Genomic DNA, 16,233 nt, shown 5'->3' with positions numbered 1-16,233 from the left:
AAAGCAGATCGACTAACGTATTTCAGAGATCAGTCACTGGATTATGTAGTAAGAAGTATGACCTTAGCTTCCTTCCCTATACCTGGAAAACCTTTAATTCATTGACCTTAAATTTTATGAAGCCACATAATTTCTACATAGATTATCAAGAAAAGAATCTGGAAATGACTCTTAAGACAAACGAGGTTTATCGACTAAAATGTGATCTTCTTCGTACTTATTCTGGACAATATGATAGTTGTGAAGCCCATGCATTAATCTACTACTGGGAAATTAACGGATTAAGACTTGGGAACAGAAGAGTTGAGCCAGCTGACTATAAACTCTTCAAAGATTCTAATGGACAAGTATGGGAGATAAAGGACTACAGGGAAAACTCTCCTCCGGATGCTCCTGCGCTAATCTTTCGTCTGATCTGCCTGAAACACAGTTTAGGGTGCGTTAGCTAGCAAGTACATGACGCATTAAAACCCAGCTCTGTGGTGCTTTACGGCTACGCCTAACACAACCTTGTTAGACTTAATGTCATCTCATATAATTGGGGATGTACCGTTAACACCAGGATTGGCTATGGAGTATTTATCATTGCCAGAAGTAGAACAAAACTTTGATAATCTCATTAACAAAATTGCTGAAGATCATCAGCCAATTACGGTTAAGGGTAGCCAAAATGAGGTGGTTATACTGTTGAAAGAATATTGGGCCGCTATTCAAGACACAATTTACCTTAACTCTATTCCTGGCTATGTGGATTCAGTTCATCAAGCGATTCATAGTTCACGGGAGGAATGGGTTAATGCGACAGAGTTGGGATTGTAATAGTGTGGGAAGTCATTTTAATTAAAAAAGCCTATTTGGATGAGTTTGCAGACTAATTATAATTTAGCTTTAAACAAACAAATAAAAACTAAACAATGATAATTTTTAGGTAATAATTATGAAATACCAAATCAAACTTAAAGAAAGTGAGGAAGGTTATGCGGTTTGGTGTCCTAGTCTGCCAGGCTGTGCTTCCCAGGGAGAAACCAGAGAGGAAGCTTTGGCAAATATTCAAGATGCAATTAAGTCCTATTTAGAAGTTTTAGAGGAACTGAATCACGATATTGAGTCCTGTTATATTGAAATCGAATTAAATCATGCCTAGTCTTTCGGGAGTAAATCATCTTAGAGCAATTAAAGCTTTTGAAAAAGTTGGATTTCGCATTATCAGACAAGGAAAACATATTACTATGACTGATGGTGACAAGATCCTCATTATTCCGCGAGCTAACCCGATTAATGCCTATACAATGGGAGCAATTGTCAAAGGTTCTGGTATGAGCATTGAAGATTTTAAAAAGTTACTTTAGTTGTACTTATAGCCGGAACATCGATCCATAGGATTGGCTACTGTGGGCTGTCAACCTTCAGCGATCGCCTATTCTTGCCCATGATAGTGAACTGACAGATGACAGTATCCTGATTCGGTAGAAAGACAATCAAATCACCTAATGACAGGGACTTTCCCCCTGATCTTGAAATTCGTCAGTATTAGCGGCCAGAAATTGCCAGCGGTAACCGTCGGGTTGGAGTTCCATTTTCAGTACTCCATAAACCCCCATGGCCTGAACTTCACTGTTGGGGCGCACGGTTTTGAAAGGATAAAGACTTTTGCCGCCGGTGCCAATTACAAATTGCCTCAACCCCTTTTCCCGATCCAATTCACCCTGGGTATTTTGGGGAGCAAACCTTTCGTAGAGATGGTCATGGCCTGATAGCACTAATTCCGCACCACCGTCGTAGAGAGTCTGCCACAGATCGCCCATTTGCGGTTGGTTACCATGCACACCCGAAGAATAACGGGGATGGTGCCAATAGGCCAGGATACAAGCTTTATTGTTTTGGGCTAAATCTTGCTTGAGCCATTGCTGTTGAGCTGATCCCATTTCGCAACCGCCAATGTATTCACAGTTGGAATTGAGGGCAATAAAATGCCAATCCCCTTGGTCATAGCTGTAATAACCCTTTTGACGATCGCCGGCTACGGGGCCGAAATAATCGAAGTAATCGGAGGCATTTTTATCAAGGCCGTAATATTCGTGGTTTCCAGCGACGGGTTTACTAATGATGTCGAATTTTCCCCAGGTGGGTTGGTAGGAATCTTGGTAATTGGCCAATTCTCCCCGCTCGTACTGGTTATCCCCCAGGGGTAAAACGAGATCGGGATTAGCACTAGCAACCAAATTAGCAGTGGCAGCCATCTGGCAGCGTTCTGCTGTGCCTAAACCGTTATTAAAGCCCGGATCTTCTGGAGCACAGGCAATATCACCAGCCGCCACTATAACCAACCCAGGGGACGAGCTTTGGGCCGGGGCATCGTTGGCCAGACTAACCGGGTCTGGATTTTGGTTAAAGTTGGCAATTAGTAAAAAAGTTACGGCAACCAGGGCTAAAAACAACCCGATCACCGACAGACGGGAAAAACCCATGGCTATCACAATGGTTATGTCCGCCAATTCGACAAAATGAATTTAGCGGCTCATTTTCTTATCCCGGTCCTGACGACGGCGATCGCGCCATTCCAAGGTGGTCAGGTAGAGAATGCCCCCACTGACTAGCACTAGCATCACCAGGGCCGCTAAGAAAAGGGTGTTGAGAACAGGAGTAGGAGTTGCTTCCACGGTATCAAAAGCTCTTAAACGGCAGCAAATCTGAGGTTTTCCCTAGAAGCCGTTCCGACCCCACACCACCATGCTGATGGACCAGGTGAACAGAACCAACACGCTTACCCAACCTAATGTCAAAATGTCCATAGTCTTTTGTTAAATACGCCGATAAAAACGAGCTTTGTCAGCCTTTATCTTACGGCGATCGGGCAAAATTTTAAAGCTTGTGTCGGGGACAGCACTGCCCGATCAATCTGCCATTAAGCCGCCGTTGCTCCATTTTCTCCCCTCCTTTCCATTCAACCTAGAAACCATGGCCCTGTTCAACCATTACCAGGTGGAAACCCCCGAAAGTGTCGAATTGGAATTTACTCTGGCCGGCATTGGCAATCGCCTTTATGCGGTGTTGATTGACTATATCTGCCTGGGAACCATTATCTTTGTACTTTTGATTATTTGGGCGGTACTGGCCTACAATCTTTCCCTCTATGTATCCGACGACTGGCAACTGTGGTTGACGGCAATCCAAATTTTTCTGATTTTTGCAGTTTATGTGGGCTATTTTGTCTTTTTTGAAACCCTATGGCAGGGACAAACCCCCGGTAAACTTCGGGCCAAAATTCGTGTAATCCGGGGAGATGGGCGACCAGTGGGGCTACAGGAAGCTAGTTTACGGGCTCTGTTTCGCCCCATTGATGATTTTCTCTACATTGGCGCTCTGATGATCATTTTTGGCCGGCAAGAAAAACGCATTGGAGATTTATTGGCTGACACCCTGGTGATTCGAGAAAGTCGAGACCAAAGAGGTGATCGCCTACAGCTTCAACAACCGGAAGCGGCAAAAGCTTTAGCGGCCCAATTAAACCAATCGTCAGAGTTAGAAAGAATTACAGCAGACCACTGGTTCGTGATCCGGGATTATCTACTCCGACGGGGGGATTTGCTGCCCAAGGCCAGGCAACAGACAGAGGCAAGGCTAGCCCAACAGATACAAGACCGCTTGCATCTCACGGTGCCCCTAGCCGATACTCCCCCCGAAGTTTTGTTAGAGGCAGTTTACCTGGCCTGTCAAGACCGCCAAACGGTCCTGACTAAGGAAAGTCTTGAGTTTTAAAACCCTGGAAATTTGTTGAAAAAAAATAGCGATCGCCTAGGCTTGCAATTCTGCCAGGCGGGCCAAAACTTCTTCGCTGTGGTTGGCGGGTCTCACTCCCAGAAATCTTTCCCGCAAAATACCATCGGGATCGATGACGTAGGTATGTCGTAGGGCCATGCCACTCAGCCAAGAGCCATAGGCTTTAATTACCGCTCCATCGGAGTCTGCCAACAGGGGAAACTTAAGCCCCTCTGCATCGCAAAAAGCTGCATGGGAATCCAAATCGTCCACACTCACCCCGATTACCTGGGCATTGAGGGCTTGGTATTTGGTCAAATCCCGCTGGAAACGCTGGGCTTCCAAGGTACAGCCGGGGGTAAAGTCTTGGGGATAAAAATATAAAACTACCCATTGACCTCGGTAATCAGCCAAATTAATTTCCCCTTCGCCAGTGTTGCTGGGCAGGGTGAACAGGGGCGCGGGTCGGCCCAACTCTGGTTGAGTTCCCCCAAGGGCATAGCTGGGCAAATCAGCCAATCCTAGCCATAAACCTAGGGTCAAGAGTAAGGCAATAATTGTTTTTTGCCAGGAAAATTTTTTGCTTGTCATAGGGGATGTTTTGAAGTTGCGACACGGATTTACCGGTGAACATAAATGAATTTACCTGCCATTGTTCCACAGCTTTTTTCTGAGAGCAGAGCTCCGCTGACATCAACTAATCACCTAGAGTTTGTGACCTACTCCACGGTGACGGACTTGGCCAAATTACGGGGTTGGTCCACGTCTAAGCCTCGGCGGGCGGCAATGTGATAGGCCAAAAGTTGCAAGGGAATCACCGCCACAATCGGAGAAAGCATTTCTTCCACGTGGGGCACCAGCAATAAATCATCAAACACGGAACGGGCTTGGTTGTCGTCCATTGGAGTAACCCCGATTAACCTAGCATCCCTGGCTTTAGCTTCCTGGGCATTGGAAATTACCTTGTCATGGACTGACCCCGGCATAGCGATCGCCACCACTGGGACTTTGGCATCCAAAAGGGCAATAGGGCCGTGTTTCATTTCCCCAGCCGGGTAACCTTCCGCATGGATATAGCTAATTTCCTTTAGCTTGAGGGCCCCTTCCAAGGCAATGGGAAAGTTAATGCCCCGACCAAGAAAAATAAAGTCCTGGGTTTCGGCAAATTCATGGGCTAGGGCTTCAATGGCACTACCCTGCTGTTCCAAAATAGTTTCAATCTGGGCGGGCAATTGTCGTAGACCCACCATAATGTGTTCTATGGCCTCCAGGCTCAGACTGTGCCGCTGAAAGGCGATGTCCAAAGCTAGGAAATAAAAGGCTAACACTTGGGCTACAAAGGTTTTAGTGGCCGCCACCCCAATTTCAATGCCGGCATGGGTATTGATAATTTCATTAACCATAGTGGCCAAGGTACTTTCGGGACGGTTGGTAATCCCCAAAATTAGGGGTTTATAGTCGTCTTCCAAAGTGAGGCGCCGCTGTTTTTCCATTTCTAATGCCGCCAAAGTATCAGCCGTTTCCCCCGACTGAGTTACGCCAATGGTGAGGGTATGGGGCGTTAGAGGAGGGGCAGCATAGCGAAATTCCGAAGCGTAATGCACTGTGGTGGGAATGCCGGCCAATTGTTCGAGTAAATATTTCCCCACCAGCCCGGCATGCCAACTGGTGCCACAGGCCAAAATTTGAATGTGTTGCAGATTTTTGGTCAACTGGGGGTCTAAACCCAGGAATACAGGGCTATGGCTAGGATGGTCGGCGGCCCGCCATTGTTCATTTAGATAAGTTGCCAAACAAGTGCGGACAACGGCCGGTTGCTCGTAAATTTCCTTGAGCATAAAGTGCCGAAAGCCCTGTTTTTCGACGGTGGTAGCGCTCCAGTCTAGGGTACGGGGCAGTTTCCGCAGCCTTTTGAGTTGGAAATCATAAACTTCTACCCCCAGGGGCGTTAATCTGGCAATTTCCCCATTCTCCAACGACAGTACCGTATTGGTGTGGGGCACTAGGGCAGTCACATCGGACGCACAGAAAAATTCCCCCTGGCCAAATCCCAAAATTAACGGGGCTTGCTGTCGGGCCACAATTAACTGTTCAGGGCAATGGGCATCCAACACGGCGATCGCAAAGGCCCCATCGAGCTGGTGTACAGCCTTACCAATGGCTTCCAGCAAGGCTTCGTCTGGGTCATCGTCAGGCAAATCCTTGAGAATATCGGCGATTAAAATCGGAATGACCTCAGTGTCAGTTTCCGAATAAAACTGATAACCCTTTTCCTTTAACTGATCCCTCAGGGTTTGGTAATTTTCAATGATGCCATTTTGCACAACGGCGATGCGTTGCTGGTTATCCAGGTGGGGGTGGGCGTTATGTTCCTCTGGTTTACCGTGGGTGGCCCAACGGGTGTGCCCAATACCAAGGCGGGAAAAGTTGCTGTGGTTTTCTAGCTTCTCCTTGAGGTTAAACAGTTTGCCCTTGGCCCGCACCGACTCAATTTTTTCTTCGGTGACCGTAGCAATACCAGCGGAGTCATAACCTCTGTATTCCAAGCGTTCTAGCCCTTCAATGAGGATATTTACCGCCGTTTGGGTGCCGATGTAACCAACAATGCCACACATGGAGATTCCCCAATGATAGTGAAAATGATCAAATTGCCCTCCAGTTTAGCTTTTTCCTTCTGCCCAGTGACAAATCTGTCCCACTCCATGGAATTTGGCTGGCCACGGCAATGCACTCCTGATAACGACTTAGAACAGTGGCAGACTATGCTTCCAACATCGACATCAGATGGGATTGTATTGATTGCTGGCCTATGGCACGGACAACGGCCCACATTCTGATGAGTTAAGAAGTTTACTAGTTCACTTCATTTAACTTCAGCAAGGGTGGGCAAGCATTAATTCGGAGCAAAGCCAAAGATTTATTTAGCTGGGATATAGGCCATCCACTCCCATTGCTAAGACCTGCCCATAGGAGTCCATGGGAGAAAACAGCCGTGTCTCCGGTGTTTCCAGGTTCAAACCGTAGGCTGAAGCCGCAGTGCCACTGCCTAGTCCAACAATGCGAACATTATCAATGTTGCCGTCTTCAAGGCTACTACTAACAGTGGCCCGAAACCTTAAATTGAAACTATTACTTAGAGGCAGAGCTAGGGAAACATCTTGCCAACTATTTTCCGGATCGACATTACCCGATAAACGTTTGACCTCTGTCCAGTTACTGCCGTTAAAAAGGTCTAGGGCAATGTATTCGCCATAGTCCCAATTTCCCTCAATGAACCAGGAAAAGGTGAGGACAGCGCTACTATAATTAGCTAAATTGAGTGGTTTAGCCATAGTCAGAGTAGCATTATTAGCTAGTCCATCTACCTCTGCTGAACGAGAGCCATCTCGGGCCCTTTGGGTAGAGCGAAACCAATCATTCTGATTATCCTCAATCCAGTTCCCATTCCATTCCGATATCTCAAAGCTGTCGTAGAACAGTAGATGTTCCGACGGCTTATCTTGAACTGTGATGGTTGTGGTGTCCGTCGAGGAAGCGCCATCGGCATCGGTAACTTGAAGACCAATGGTATAGATGCCAGGCTGAGTTGGAATAAAGATTGTGTCAACACCAGTCCCATCATCGTACTGGCCATCGGCATCCAAATCCCAGGCATAGGTCATAATGTCATTCCCTGGATCGGTGGAATTTACACCGGAGAGGACAAAGGGAACGTTGATAAAACCTGTCTGCGAAATACCCGCGTTGGCGATCGGGGCAATGTTGTTGATGGTAATGCTCTGGCTGGCCTTTGCTGTACCCCAAAGATTATCTGTAACTTGTAATCCAACGGTAGCAATGCCACTATTAGGTGTTACGAAGTTGACACTGGAGCCTGTCGCATCGTCATATTGACCGTCACCGTCAAAATCCCAGTCATAGCGAGTAATTGAGCCATCACTATCGGTGGAGTTAGCCCCCGACAAAACTAAAATTGTTCCTTCGTTAACCGAGGTATTGCCAGTAATAAAAGCTTGGGGAAGGGTATTTTGCCCGGCAGGCAGGGCAGTAATTTTAACTTTATCGACGTTACCGTCTTCGGTACTACTACTGACGGTAGCCCGGAAGCGGAATTGGAAGTTACTTAAGATTGGTACATTGATGGAAACATCCTGCCAAACATTCTCCGGACTGATATTGCCGGCTAAACGTTGTTGCTCTTGCCAGCTACTGCCATTCCAAAAATCAAGGGCAATGTATTCGCCACTATCCCAGTTACTTTCGATGAACCAAGAGAACGAGAGGGTAGCATTGCTGTAAGCAGTGAGGTTAAGGGGTTGGGCAATAGTTAGGGTCGCGTTATTCGCCGTCCCATCCACTTCTGCCGAACGGGAACCATCCCGGGCCCTTTGGGTAGAGCGGAACCAATCGTTTTGACTATCTTCGATCCATAGACCATTCCACTCCGAGACTTCAAAACTATCCGAGAAGATGGTTACTGGAATGGGTTCGTTATCGTCATTAACTAGGGCAATATCATCAGGATTCAAACCGTTGTACTTGTTGTCAGCGCTAGATACCGTACCTGTCACAATGGAGTACGACACGTTACCATCACTTTGCCCATCGTTAACACCTGTTACCGTTACAATCTGGGGAGTATTCCAATTAACACTGGTAAAAACAAGGGAAGAAGCATTAACTATCCCTTCTGATGTGTCGCTAGAGCTAATGGGCAGAGTAACATTGGCGGTCGGTCTAGAGGTGAGACGGACCGTAAAGGTCACCGTTCCCCCATCTTCAGTGGTGTTATTGGCGCTGAGACTGCTAATCCAAACACCAGCAGTGTCATTATCTTGATTGGTAATGGTTACGTTGGTTGGATCTAGACCACTATAACCGGGGTCAGTGGAGCTGGCGGGAGCTAGAACAATGGTGTAGGGGACGTTATCATCGTCCACATTGTCATCTAGCCCCGTAATCGTAACAGTTTGGGGAACATTCCAGTTCGCGCTTGTGAACGTCAAGGTGTTTATATTGACCGTTCCCTCATTAGTATTGCTACTACTAACTCCAATGGTGACATTAGCGGAGGGCTGAGTTGCCAGGACTACGGTGAAGCTTGCCTGTCCTCCTGCTTCCGTTGTCGTCAACCCCGATGTTGGTGAAACAAGAATTGCGGGACTGGCAGTGGGCTGAACAAAACTTCCTGTGATGAAATACTGGCCGAGACTGGCGTATTCAGTATATCCAGAGGGGGGATTGGCGAAAGGATTACCAACACCGACTCCGTCAATTGACAAATAATAGGTACCAGCCGTTGTAATCGTATAGTTCAGACTTGCGGTGAGTAAATCTGAAGGATTATTTTGGACAAGCAGGGTACCGGAGGCATCGAACAATTTGGCGAAGATGTCTAAATTCGGACCACGGGGAGTCAAATATTCTGTAGTGTAGGTGCCTTCCCCATTAGCGATATAAGCGCGAGAGGCATTGTTGATATTGAAATTAACGTTTCCGACTCCAGTGACAAACTTAAACCAATCGATATCGCTTGTGCGCTCAATAATCCCAAATATACTAATATCGGTACTGGTTAACTCAAAGGCAGAAGCCAAGGTGTTGCCGTAATCATCGACTCGGTAGCTAAAGCCATTGCTGGTGATGATGGCGAGATCATCTTCTGTATTGTTAGCGCCTATGTATTCACCCTTGCTCCATTGGGTAACATTCTCATCGGCGTTGATAAAAGGTGCCCCCATAATCGTGCCCCAGCTCGTTGCGCCGGAACCATGACCCTCATAATAGCTAGAATTGCTACCATAGCTACCTCCGTCATGGCGGAGATTGAGGGTATGTCCCACTTCATGGCTAACGGTTTCCGCACCGGCATATTCTCCTTGGTTAAAAACTAGTGCCACCTCATCTGTAGCCCAGTTGAAACTGTTGTAGTAGGCTGTGCCTCCGCCTCCTGCATTGGTAATGGCTTTTCCTGTAACAAGGTTTAAATTACTGGTCATGGCAACGCGAATTCCCCACCGTTGGTCCCCACTGCCTGACTTTTTCAAATCTTCTGTATTGGGTTCTTCGGTGGTAACGTTGACATTAAAGGGCGCGAAATCTTCTGCAACCCGTTGCCATATTTTCTGGACTTCTTCTTTATTGGCATCGGTAAATGTGTTTCCACTGTAGTAAGGCTGAAGCTGGAGGGCTCCTCCGTTTTCCCACTGGGAACTGGCAATAAAATAACCATCAAAATCTAGATAGATTGTGTGGTTGGCAAAAGGATTACTGTGGAGTTTAAAGGTTTTATCAAAGGATACGGGCGGGATTGACGCTGCGCCATCCTGGTAACCAACCGGAGCTTCGGTGATCAACATCGCACAGGCTGGACAGGCGCAAGAAGCCGAGGAATTGGCCAAAAGGTGGGATGGGTTTGATGATTCTCCTAGCCATCCGTCCCGATTGAACAAAGAGATTGCGGCAAGCTCAAATTCACCATTGATTCCACTTTCTTCGGATAAGAGGGGACTGGGTTCATTAAATGGCTGAACATCTGGCAATGGAACTAAATGAAAAATAGAGTTTTCATTAGACAACTTTATAAGCGCAACTGTCAATTCTAGGGGAAATATTGGCCCAATCCAAGCCAGAAAATTTCTAAAATTTCCTTCATTCCAATTGGAGATGGTGATCGGAGAAGCAACGACATCGGCGGCGACTAGTTGGCTCTGATTCTGTTCCAGAATAGTCTCTACAAACCCCAAGTTCAGAAAAGATCTCAGGGCGGTGGAGAGGGGAGACATAACGATTTCAGCGGTGGCTACCCGGTTCTCTTTTGGCCATAAAAACCTCAGCCCAAACTCCAAGTCTAAAAACGATTGCAGGGGATCGGATAGGGAGTCCATGGTGTCAACCTCGCGGTAACAGTTAGGGGTTCATTGCTTGTCGGATAGCTGAATTTAGAGAATCAAAGCTTTTTAATATTTGCTTTTGGATACTGATATTAAAATTCAGCATATTTAATATGCATTTAATATAAAAAAATTAAATGTTGCTCAACAAGCGAAGAAACACTGTATGCGGGGAACTATGGAAACATATTCGACAAAAAGTTCAGTAGATTCACTAGTTTATTTAAGGCGAAAGCTTGCCGCTAAAACCAATTGGCTAAATATTTTTATTACACCAACCAATTAACTCTGCATAGTTGGAGTGGTCGATGCCATTAATAAAGTCGATAACCAAATTTAGAAACCTAAGCTAAGGACAATGGGAGCTGATCCTATGGGCCCACAGCCCATCAGGAGGACTTCGGAGTCTGGAGTGACCAAACTATTAAATAGACCCAATACTCGTCCCATAAGGGCTCCAGCAATTTTAAGACTCTTTTAAAAAATAGGCCCTTAGTCACCGACTCATTGGAAGTTAATCCACAAGACTACAGCTTTAATATTGTCCCCCCGATTTACGATGCCGCATGGCGGTGATGCCGTTGGATTGTAGGACCTGTCCAGCCTGAACCGTTGCGTAAATCAGAACATGATCGCCGGTATCTGACCAGGATTGGACTCGGCATTCAAGATAAGCCAACGCTTCCGCTAAAATCAGGCAGCCATTCTGGGCCGAATAATGTTCCAACACGGTGAAGGGGTTATCCTCATCTTCCGGAAGAGGTTGGGGGTCAAAATGACGCCGCACACTCCGTCCCTCTTGCAAGAGGTTAAGTACAAAAGTGGTATTTTGCTGAGCTAGACCGTAGGCATCACATTGGGTTGGAATTGTTAGCATAATGCCGGCGGGAGTGAAGCTGGCTTGGGAAACCCAGGAGGTCAAAATACCTTGATGTCGGCCGTTCAACTGGGTTGTGACCACGCCAATGGAGCCGATAATACGTCCCACTGCTTGCTGGGTGCGGTCAGCCTGGGTTTCGGTGGTGGCCTGACGGGCAACCCTCTGCCGCTTGCGTGTACGCAGTTGTCGGGCGAAATTTGCGCCAGAGGTTGTGCAAGCATGTAGGGTATCGGGATCAGGGCTGAATTGGATGCGAATCGTTTCAAAGCCGAAGCGGTAGCCCCCATCTTTTAATTTGGTTTCGATCAAGTCAATCGCTTCACCACTCCAGCCATAGGAGCCAAAGACCCCAGCTAGTTTGGTTTTGGTTGCGGAGGATAAAACAATACCCAATGCCGTTTGGATTTGTACGGGGGCATGGCTCCCTAGGGTAGGAGAACCGAGGATAAAACCATCACAGGCTTGAATCGCATCGACAATTTCGTCTGTTTCGGCGATTTCACAGTTAATTGTTTCGACGGCGACACCGGCTTTAATTAATCCTTTGGCGATCGCCTGGGCCATGGTGGCGGTATTGCCATAGGCGGAAGCATAGATCAATGCAACTTTGAGGGTCTGGCGGGGTTGTTGCTGACACCATTGGCGATAATCATCGTACAGACGACTGAGGCTAAAACGAACCAGGGGGCCATGGCCAGGAGCGATCATCTGCAGACTTAACGGATCAAACTGATCCAGGGCCGTTTCGACCTGTTTGATTTGGGGGGCGTGCAAACAATCAAAGTAAAAACGGCGATCGCCGCTTAATTGTCGCCAGTCCTCATCAAAAATTGCATCACCACAAACATGGGTGCCAAACAACTTGTCACTGAAAAGGATTTGGGTAGCTAAATCGTAGGTACACAAACCATCAGGCCAACGGGGGGTCGGCACAGTCATCAATTGGAGCACATGGCCCTGGCCCAAATTGAGGATTTCCTGGGACCGCACGGTTTGAAATCGTTGTTCCCAATCGGGAAAGGTGGCCTTAAGCACTTTCACTGCGGGGCGAGAACAAACAAGTTTGGCCTTTGGTGCCCGGCGCAGTAATTTCTCTAGGGTAACCATGCGATTGGGATTAACATGGCTAGTGACTATGTAGTCAAGCTGGACTAAATCTAAATGGTTTGGCAATTCCGATAGATACAGGTCGCAAAATGACTCTCCTGGGGGATCAATCAGTGCCGTGTAATCGCCCTGAATCAGATAGGAATTAGACGTAGTGCCCCGACGGCGACCATATTCCACCTCAAATTTGAGTCGATCCCAGAGGCGAGACCGTAACACTCGGGTTTGGGGGGCAATCTCTGCAACCTGAATATCCCGAGGCAGGGAAGCAACGGAAATTAAATCTGACCCAGTATCCAAAGCTTGTGGGGGACCACTAATTGAAGAAATCATAGGTTTAACCTCAGATAAAGATGACATGGAGTGAGGATGGTCAAGATAATCAAATTGAGGAGGAAGCCTTACCAGACTTGAGGATTTGATGGCGGCGGGAGATTTCCCGTTCAGGATCGACCCCTTCAAAGGTAGGGGGTAACCAAACCCTTACTACGAGCAAGGCACCAAGAATGAGCAGAAACGAACAAGCTGCCAGCACTTGCTCCCAGGGCACTTCTAGAACGCCCCGCACAATAATTTCCCGTAAAACTGAAACAATTGAGACTTCCACTGCAACTCCTATGGAAACCCGGTGTTCCTGCAGATAAATAATCAGCAACCGAAATAGCTCCACTAAAATCAGCAGGAATAAAATGTCGGCGGTGACCCGGGGAAAATCTAATGGGGGAAAAAGGGACACAAACATTTCCCTTAACTGCATCACCATGAAACTGAACAGGCCAACGCAAAGCGAAATCACAATGAAGTCCTGTACCGTTTCCAGTAGACGAACAACAACGGCGCGACTGAAATAGAGGAGAGTAGGCTTGGCGTCCGAATCCGAATTGGTTGAGAGGAGTTGCATGAGAAAATCCCAGGTAGAAGGTGAATTTAGTAGTGGTTGCCCAGTTTGCGGTGGTGGGTGGCAGTCAGTGCATTCAATTTGGCAATCCGCCCGGTTTGTACGGTGCTGTAGATCAACCAATGGTCATTGCCATCAAGACGGGAAGTAACCTCACATTCCAGATAAGCTAGGGTTTCCAATAAAATCGGAGAACCGTTCTGGGCCGGATAGGTATTAATTCCAGCAAACCGATCTGCCCCGGGGGGAAAACGCAACAGGAAATGCCGCATCAAGCTTTGATAGTTGTCCTCTTCCAGCACATTAAGCACAAAAGTATCGCCGGGATGGAGCAATGATTCGATCGCCCGTTCTTTGGCCACTGCAATCACAATGCCAAGGGGTTCAAAACTACCTTGGATCACCCAGGAAGCCAGCATGGCACTCCGTACATCCCCCTTTTGGGCCGTCAAAATATACAGTCCAGTGCTGAGCCGACCGATCGCCTGGTTTAGTTCTGGATCGAGGGCTGTGTCTGCCGGTCGAGATTGACTTTGGGTGAGGTACTGGCCCAGGTCGGTGCCCGCCTCACGGCAAAACTGATCAGTGGCCGCCGTTGGTTCCGTCTTGAGCAAAATCGGCTCAAAGGCTTCCAGCAAACCTAATTCCTGGAACCGATTGCGGAGGGGATAAATGGGCTCATCCTGTCCCCCTCCGGTCTCAAAAAGGCCGATCACCTGTTTGGGATGTACCGCAGCTAAAATGGTGCCCAGCAAAGGATCTAGGCTCGTTGATGTGGAAGATTGGGGAGGCATGCCAAGTACCAAGCCTGCCGCACATTGGGCCAGGGTGCGGACTTCCTGGGTATCCGCCACACTTAGATCGACCAACTCGATGGCCACACCGGTTTTACTAATGCCATCGGCAATGGCCCGCACCAGGCGATGGCTCACCCCATACCCATCCATATAAAAGAGGACCACAAAAGTCTGAGCCTTGACCTGGTTTTGACTCCAGGCATCGTATTGTCCAATCCAATGGGAAATGTGATGCTGCAATAGTGGCCCATGGCCCGTTGCCACTAGATCAACTTGCAAGGGCGCAATCCGTTTCAAGGCCATCAACACTGAGCGGGCATTCGGCCCCATCAAGCAGTTGTAATAATACTGAAAATCAGGTTCAAGCCGTTCTGGTGTTTGATCCAAAAGTGAATCATCACAATAATGCATGCCGAAAACGTCGCAGGTGTAGAGCACCTGGGTACCAGCGTCATAGGTCAAAATCGTATCGGGCCAGTGCAAGTTGGGTGCTGAAATAAATTCCAACTCATGGCCTTGCCCCAAATCTAGACTGTGACCACTTTTAACAATCCGTGACTCAAAAGACCGGTGCACCAGCTTTTCCAGGAATTGGATCGCCACCTTGGAGCCAACCACTGTCACCTGGGGGGCCAGGTCCAGGAGTTCCGGAATCAGCCCACTGTGGTCAGGTTCTGTGTGATTAACAATCAAATAGTCGAGGCTTTTTAGGTCAATTAGATCCTGCAACTGTTGTAAATAAACGGCCTCAAACTTGCGATGGGAAGTATCAATTAGGGCCGTTTTTTCCCCTCGAACCAAAAACGAGTTGTAGGTGGTGCCATGGTCCAACTCAAACTCAATATCAAAGCGATCCCGATCCCAGTCAAGGCAACGAATCGCTGTGGTATTGGCTGCGATGTCCGCGGTTTGGAGTGTTAAGCGGGGCTGGACAGCAGCAGATGTCGGAGAATCAATTAGGGTAACCATAGAAAACTTTGTGGATTTTCAAGCAAGTTCGCTGCTGTCTTCTATGGTGCTGTGGATATAGGATTCTGTAAAATGTCAATATCTAAATGAAAAAATTAGATATTCTTATATTTCAGCTTTTAGTCAATCAGTCAATCTAATCTATCAAGGGGCTCTATGCTTGGGTTAATGTCAGCGGAGCCCATTCCTCTTCGTCTATCCCGTTGCTCTCGCCATATAGTTAACTTGCAAAAGTTCGTAGTGTTTGTTTTCAAGGAGAGAGATAGGACTAGTCCCGGCGATCGCCTGCCTCAAACGATGGTTGATTTGTTCTTTCTGGGCGGTTTTAGAAAAAATCGCTTAAAATAAGAGTAATAACGCATCAGTAGTAGGATTATCATCCATGTTATCTTCCCTTGTCCGATGGGGAGGGAGTGGGTTGGTGGTGGCGGGGATTCTTGCCACGGAAGTAGTTGCAGTTAATTTTTTTGTTCCTGTTGTGGTTGCCCAAACCTACCAAGATACCCTCAATCAGAAAATGGCTATCCTGAAAAAATCTGGGGAACATTGGATTGAAGTCAATCTCTCGACACAGCGCTTGATTGCTTGGGAAGGAAGCAAGCCTGTCTATGCCGTAATTATTTCTACGGGCAAGAAGGGTACCCCGACAATTCCAGGCATATTTGCTATTCAAAGTAAACGAAGTATTGATCGCATGAGAGGGCAAGATTACGATATTGATGATGTTCCCTATGCCCAATATTACAGTGGGGGCTACGCAATTCATGGAGCTTACTGGCATAGGAATTTCGGTACCCCCGTTAGCCATGGTTGTATCAATCTAGCGGTTGATCATGCCAAGTGGTTGTTTAACTGGTCGGAGGTGAAAACCCCTGTGGTTATTCATCCTTGAGCAGTACCTTAGCCTGGGATTTGTTTGTAACGCCATCC

At 47.4% G+C, this 16,233-nt stretch carries 14 protein-coding genes; 5 read left to right on the top strand and 9 right to left on the bottom strand.

Going from position 1 to position 16,233, the window contains the following annotated elements:
- Positions 1-510: 510 nt before the first annotated feature.
- From IQE94_RS15935 to IQE94_RS15925, 3 genes are all read left to right on the top strand, one after another.
- The gene (locus tag IQE94_RS15935) at positions 511-819 is read left to right on the top strand and encodes a type II toxin-antitoxin system Phd/YefM family antitoxin (protein ID WP_212720156.1); all 309 of its coding nucleotides are present in this window, start codon (positions 511-513) and stop codon (positions 817-819) included.
- A gap of 118 nt (positions 820-937) precedes the next feature.
- Entirely contained in the window at positions 938-1,144 is a 207-nt protein-coding gene (locus IQE94_RS15930) for a type II toxin-antitoxin system HicB family antitoxin (RefSeq protein ID WP_212720157.1), read from the top strand.
- Complete coding sequence (locus tag IQE94_RS15925) at positions 1,137-1,349, top strand: type II toxin-antitoxin system HicA family toxin (protein WP_212720158.1); 213 nt, start codon at positions 1,137-1,139, stop codon at positions 1,347-1,349. The genes IQE94_RS15930 and IQE94_RS15925 overlap by 8 nt, the downstream gene beginning before the upstream one ends.
- 138 nt (positions 1,350-1,487) lie before the next feature.
- Here the strand turns inward: IQE94_RS15925 and IQE94_RS15920 are convergent, their stop codons facing one another.
- From IQE94_RS15920 to petN, 3 genes are read right to left on the bottom strand one after another with little or no spacing between them, the layout of a single operon-like run.
- Positions 1,488-2,468: a metallophosphoesterase gene (locus IQE94_RS15920; protein WP_223342289.1), complete on the bottom strand. Its 981-nt coding sequence runs from the start codon at positions 2,466-2,468 to the stop codon at positions 1,488-1,490.
- 42 nt (positions 2,469-2,510) lie between these two features.
- A complete protein-coding gene (locus tag IQE94_RS15915; protein ID WP_212720164.1) occupies positions 2,511-2,660 on the bottom strand; it encodes a hypothetical protein in 150 nt (49 codons plus the stop codon).
- A 42-nt stretch (positions 2,661-2,702) separates the two neighbouring features.
- Entirely contained in the window at positions 2,703-2,792 is a 90-nt protein-coding gene (gene petN, locus IQE94_RS15910) for a cytochrome b6-f complex subunit PetN (protein ID WP_010871354.1), read from the bottom strand.
- A gap of 34 nt (positions 2,793-2,826) precedes the next feature.
- Here petN and IQE94_RS15905 point away from each other — a divergent pair, with 34 nt between their 5' ends.
- Positions 2,827-3,759, top strand: a complete 933-nt coding sequence (locus IQE94_RS15905; RefSeq protein WP_223342288.1) for an RDD family protein — start codon at positions 2,827-2,829, stop codon at positions 3,757-3,759.
- 36 nt (positions 3,760-3,795) lie between these two features.
- Here IQE94_RS15905 and IQE94_RS15900 read toward each other — a convergent pair whose 3' ends face one another.
- The 6 genes from IQE94_RS15900 to IQE94_RS15875 form a co-directional block, all read right to left on the bottom strand.
- A complete protein-coding gene (locus IQE94_RS15900) occupies positions 3,796-4,350 on the bottom strand; it encodes a peroxiredoxin (RefSeq protein ID WP_212720166.1) in 555 nt (184 codons plus the stop codon).
- A gap of 128 nt (positions 4,351-4,478) precedes the next feature.
- Entirely contained in the window at positions 4,479-6,374 is a 1,896-nt protein-coding gene (gene glmS / locus IQE94_RS15895) for a glutamine--fructose-6-phosphate transaminase (isomerizing) (protein ID WP_212720168.1), read from the bottom strand.
- Between the two features lie 306 nt (positions 6,375-6,680).
- Positions 6,681-10,118, bottom strand: a complete 3,438-nt coding sequence (locus IQE94_RS15890) for a PKD domain-containing protein (RefSeq protein WP_212720178.1) — start codon at positions 10,116-10,118, stop codon at positions 6,681-6,683.
- A 1,069-nt stretch (positions 10,119-11,187) separates the two neighbouring features.
- Positions 11,188-12,972, bottom strand: coding sequence for a diflavin flavoprotein (locus tag IQE94_RS15885; RefSeq protein WP_223342287.1), 1,785 nt, complete (start codon positions 12,970-12,972; stop codon positions 11,188-11,190).
- A 49-nt stretch (positions 12,973-13,021) separates the two neighbouring features.
- Entirely contained in the window at positions 13,022-13,540 is a 519-nt protein-coding gene (locus IQE94_RS15880; RefSeq protein ID WP_212720182.1) for a phosphate-starvation-inducible PsiE family protein, read from the bottom strand.
- A 26-nt stretch (positions 13,541-13,566) separates the two neighbouring features.
- On the bottom strand, positions 13,567-15,303 hold the full coding sequence (locus tag IQE94_RS15875; RefSeq protein ID WP_212720191.1) for a diflavin flavoprotein: 1,737 nt from the start codon (positions 15,301-15,303) through the stop codon (positions 13,567-13,569).
- 382 nt (positions 15,304-15,685) lie between these two features.
- On the opposite strand from IQE94_RS15875, the gene IQE94_RS15870 reads away from it, so the two are divergent.
- Complete coding sequence (locus IQE94_RS15870; protein ID WP_212720193.1) at positions 15,686-16,195, top strand: L,D-transpeptidase; 510 nt, start codon at positions 15,686-15,688, stop codon at positions 16,193-16,195.
- Positions 16,196-16,233: the final 38 nt, after the last annotated feature.

Source organism: Synechocystis sp. PCC 7339 (assembly GCF_019924095.1).
GTDB lineage: Bacteria > Cyanobacteriota > Cyanobacteriia > Cyanobacteriales > Microcystaceae > Synechocystis.
Note: the sequence above shows the minus strand (reverse complement) of the source record. Positions and strands in the feature narration are given on the sequence as shown.

What these genes read in the sequence shown, in the direction of transcription:
- IQE94_RS15930 (WP_212720157.1), top strand. Translation starts at nt 938, where the DNA reads ATGAAATACCAAATCAAACTTAAAGAAAGTGAGGAAGGTTATGCGGTT.
- IQE94_RS15925 (WP_212720158.1), top strand. Translation starts at nt 1,137, where the DNA reads ATGCCTAGTCTTTCGGGAGTAAATCATCTTAGAGCAATTAAAGCTTTT.
- IQE94_RS15920 (WP_223342289.1), bottom strand. Translation starts at nt 2,468, where the DNA reads ATGGGTTTTTCCCGTCTGTCGGTGATCGGGTTGTTTTTAGCCCTGGTT.
- petN (WP_010871354.1), bottom strand. Translation starts at nt 2,792, where the DNA reads ATGGACATTTTGACATTAGGTTGGGTAAGCGTGTTGGTTCTGTTCACC.
- IQE94_RS15900 (WP_212720166.1), bottom strand. Translation starts at nt 4,350, where the DNA reads ATGACAAGCAAAAAATTTTCCTGGCAAAAAACAATTATTGCCTTACTC.
- glmS (WP_212720168.1), bottom strand. Translation starts at nt 6,374, where the DNA reads ATGTGTGGCATTGTTGGTTACATCGGCACCCAAACGGCGGTAAATATC.
- IQE94_RS15890 (WP_212720178.1), bottom strand. Translation starts at nt 10,118, where the DNA reads ATGTTGATCACCGAAGCTCCGGTTGGTTACCAGGATGGCGCAGCGTCA.
- IQE94_RS15885 (WP_223342287.1), bottom strand. Translation starts at nt 12,972, where the DNA reads ATGATTTCTTCAATTAGTGGTCCCCCACAAGCTTTGGATACTGGGTCA.
- IQE94_RS15880 (WP_212720182.1), bottom strand. Translation starts at nt 13,540, where the DNA reads ATGCAACTCCTCTCAACCAATTCGGATTCGGACGCCAAGCCTACTCTC.
- IQE94_RS15875 (WP_212720191.1), bottom strand. Translation starts at nt 15,303, where the DNA reads ATGGTTACCCTAATTGATTCTCCGACATCTGCTGCTGTCCAGCCCCGC.
- IQE94_RS15870 (WP_212720193.1), top strand. Translation starts at nt 15,686, where the DNA reads ATGTTATCTTCCCTTGTCCGATGGGGAGGGAGTGGGTTGGTGGTGGCG.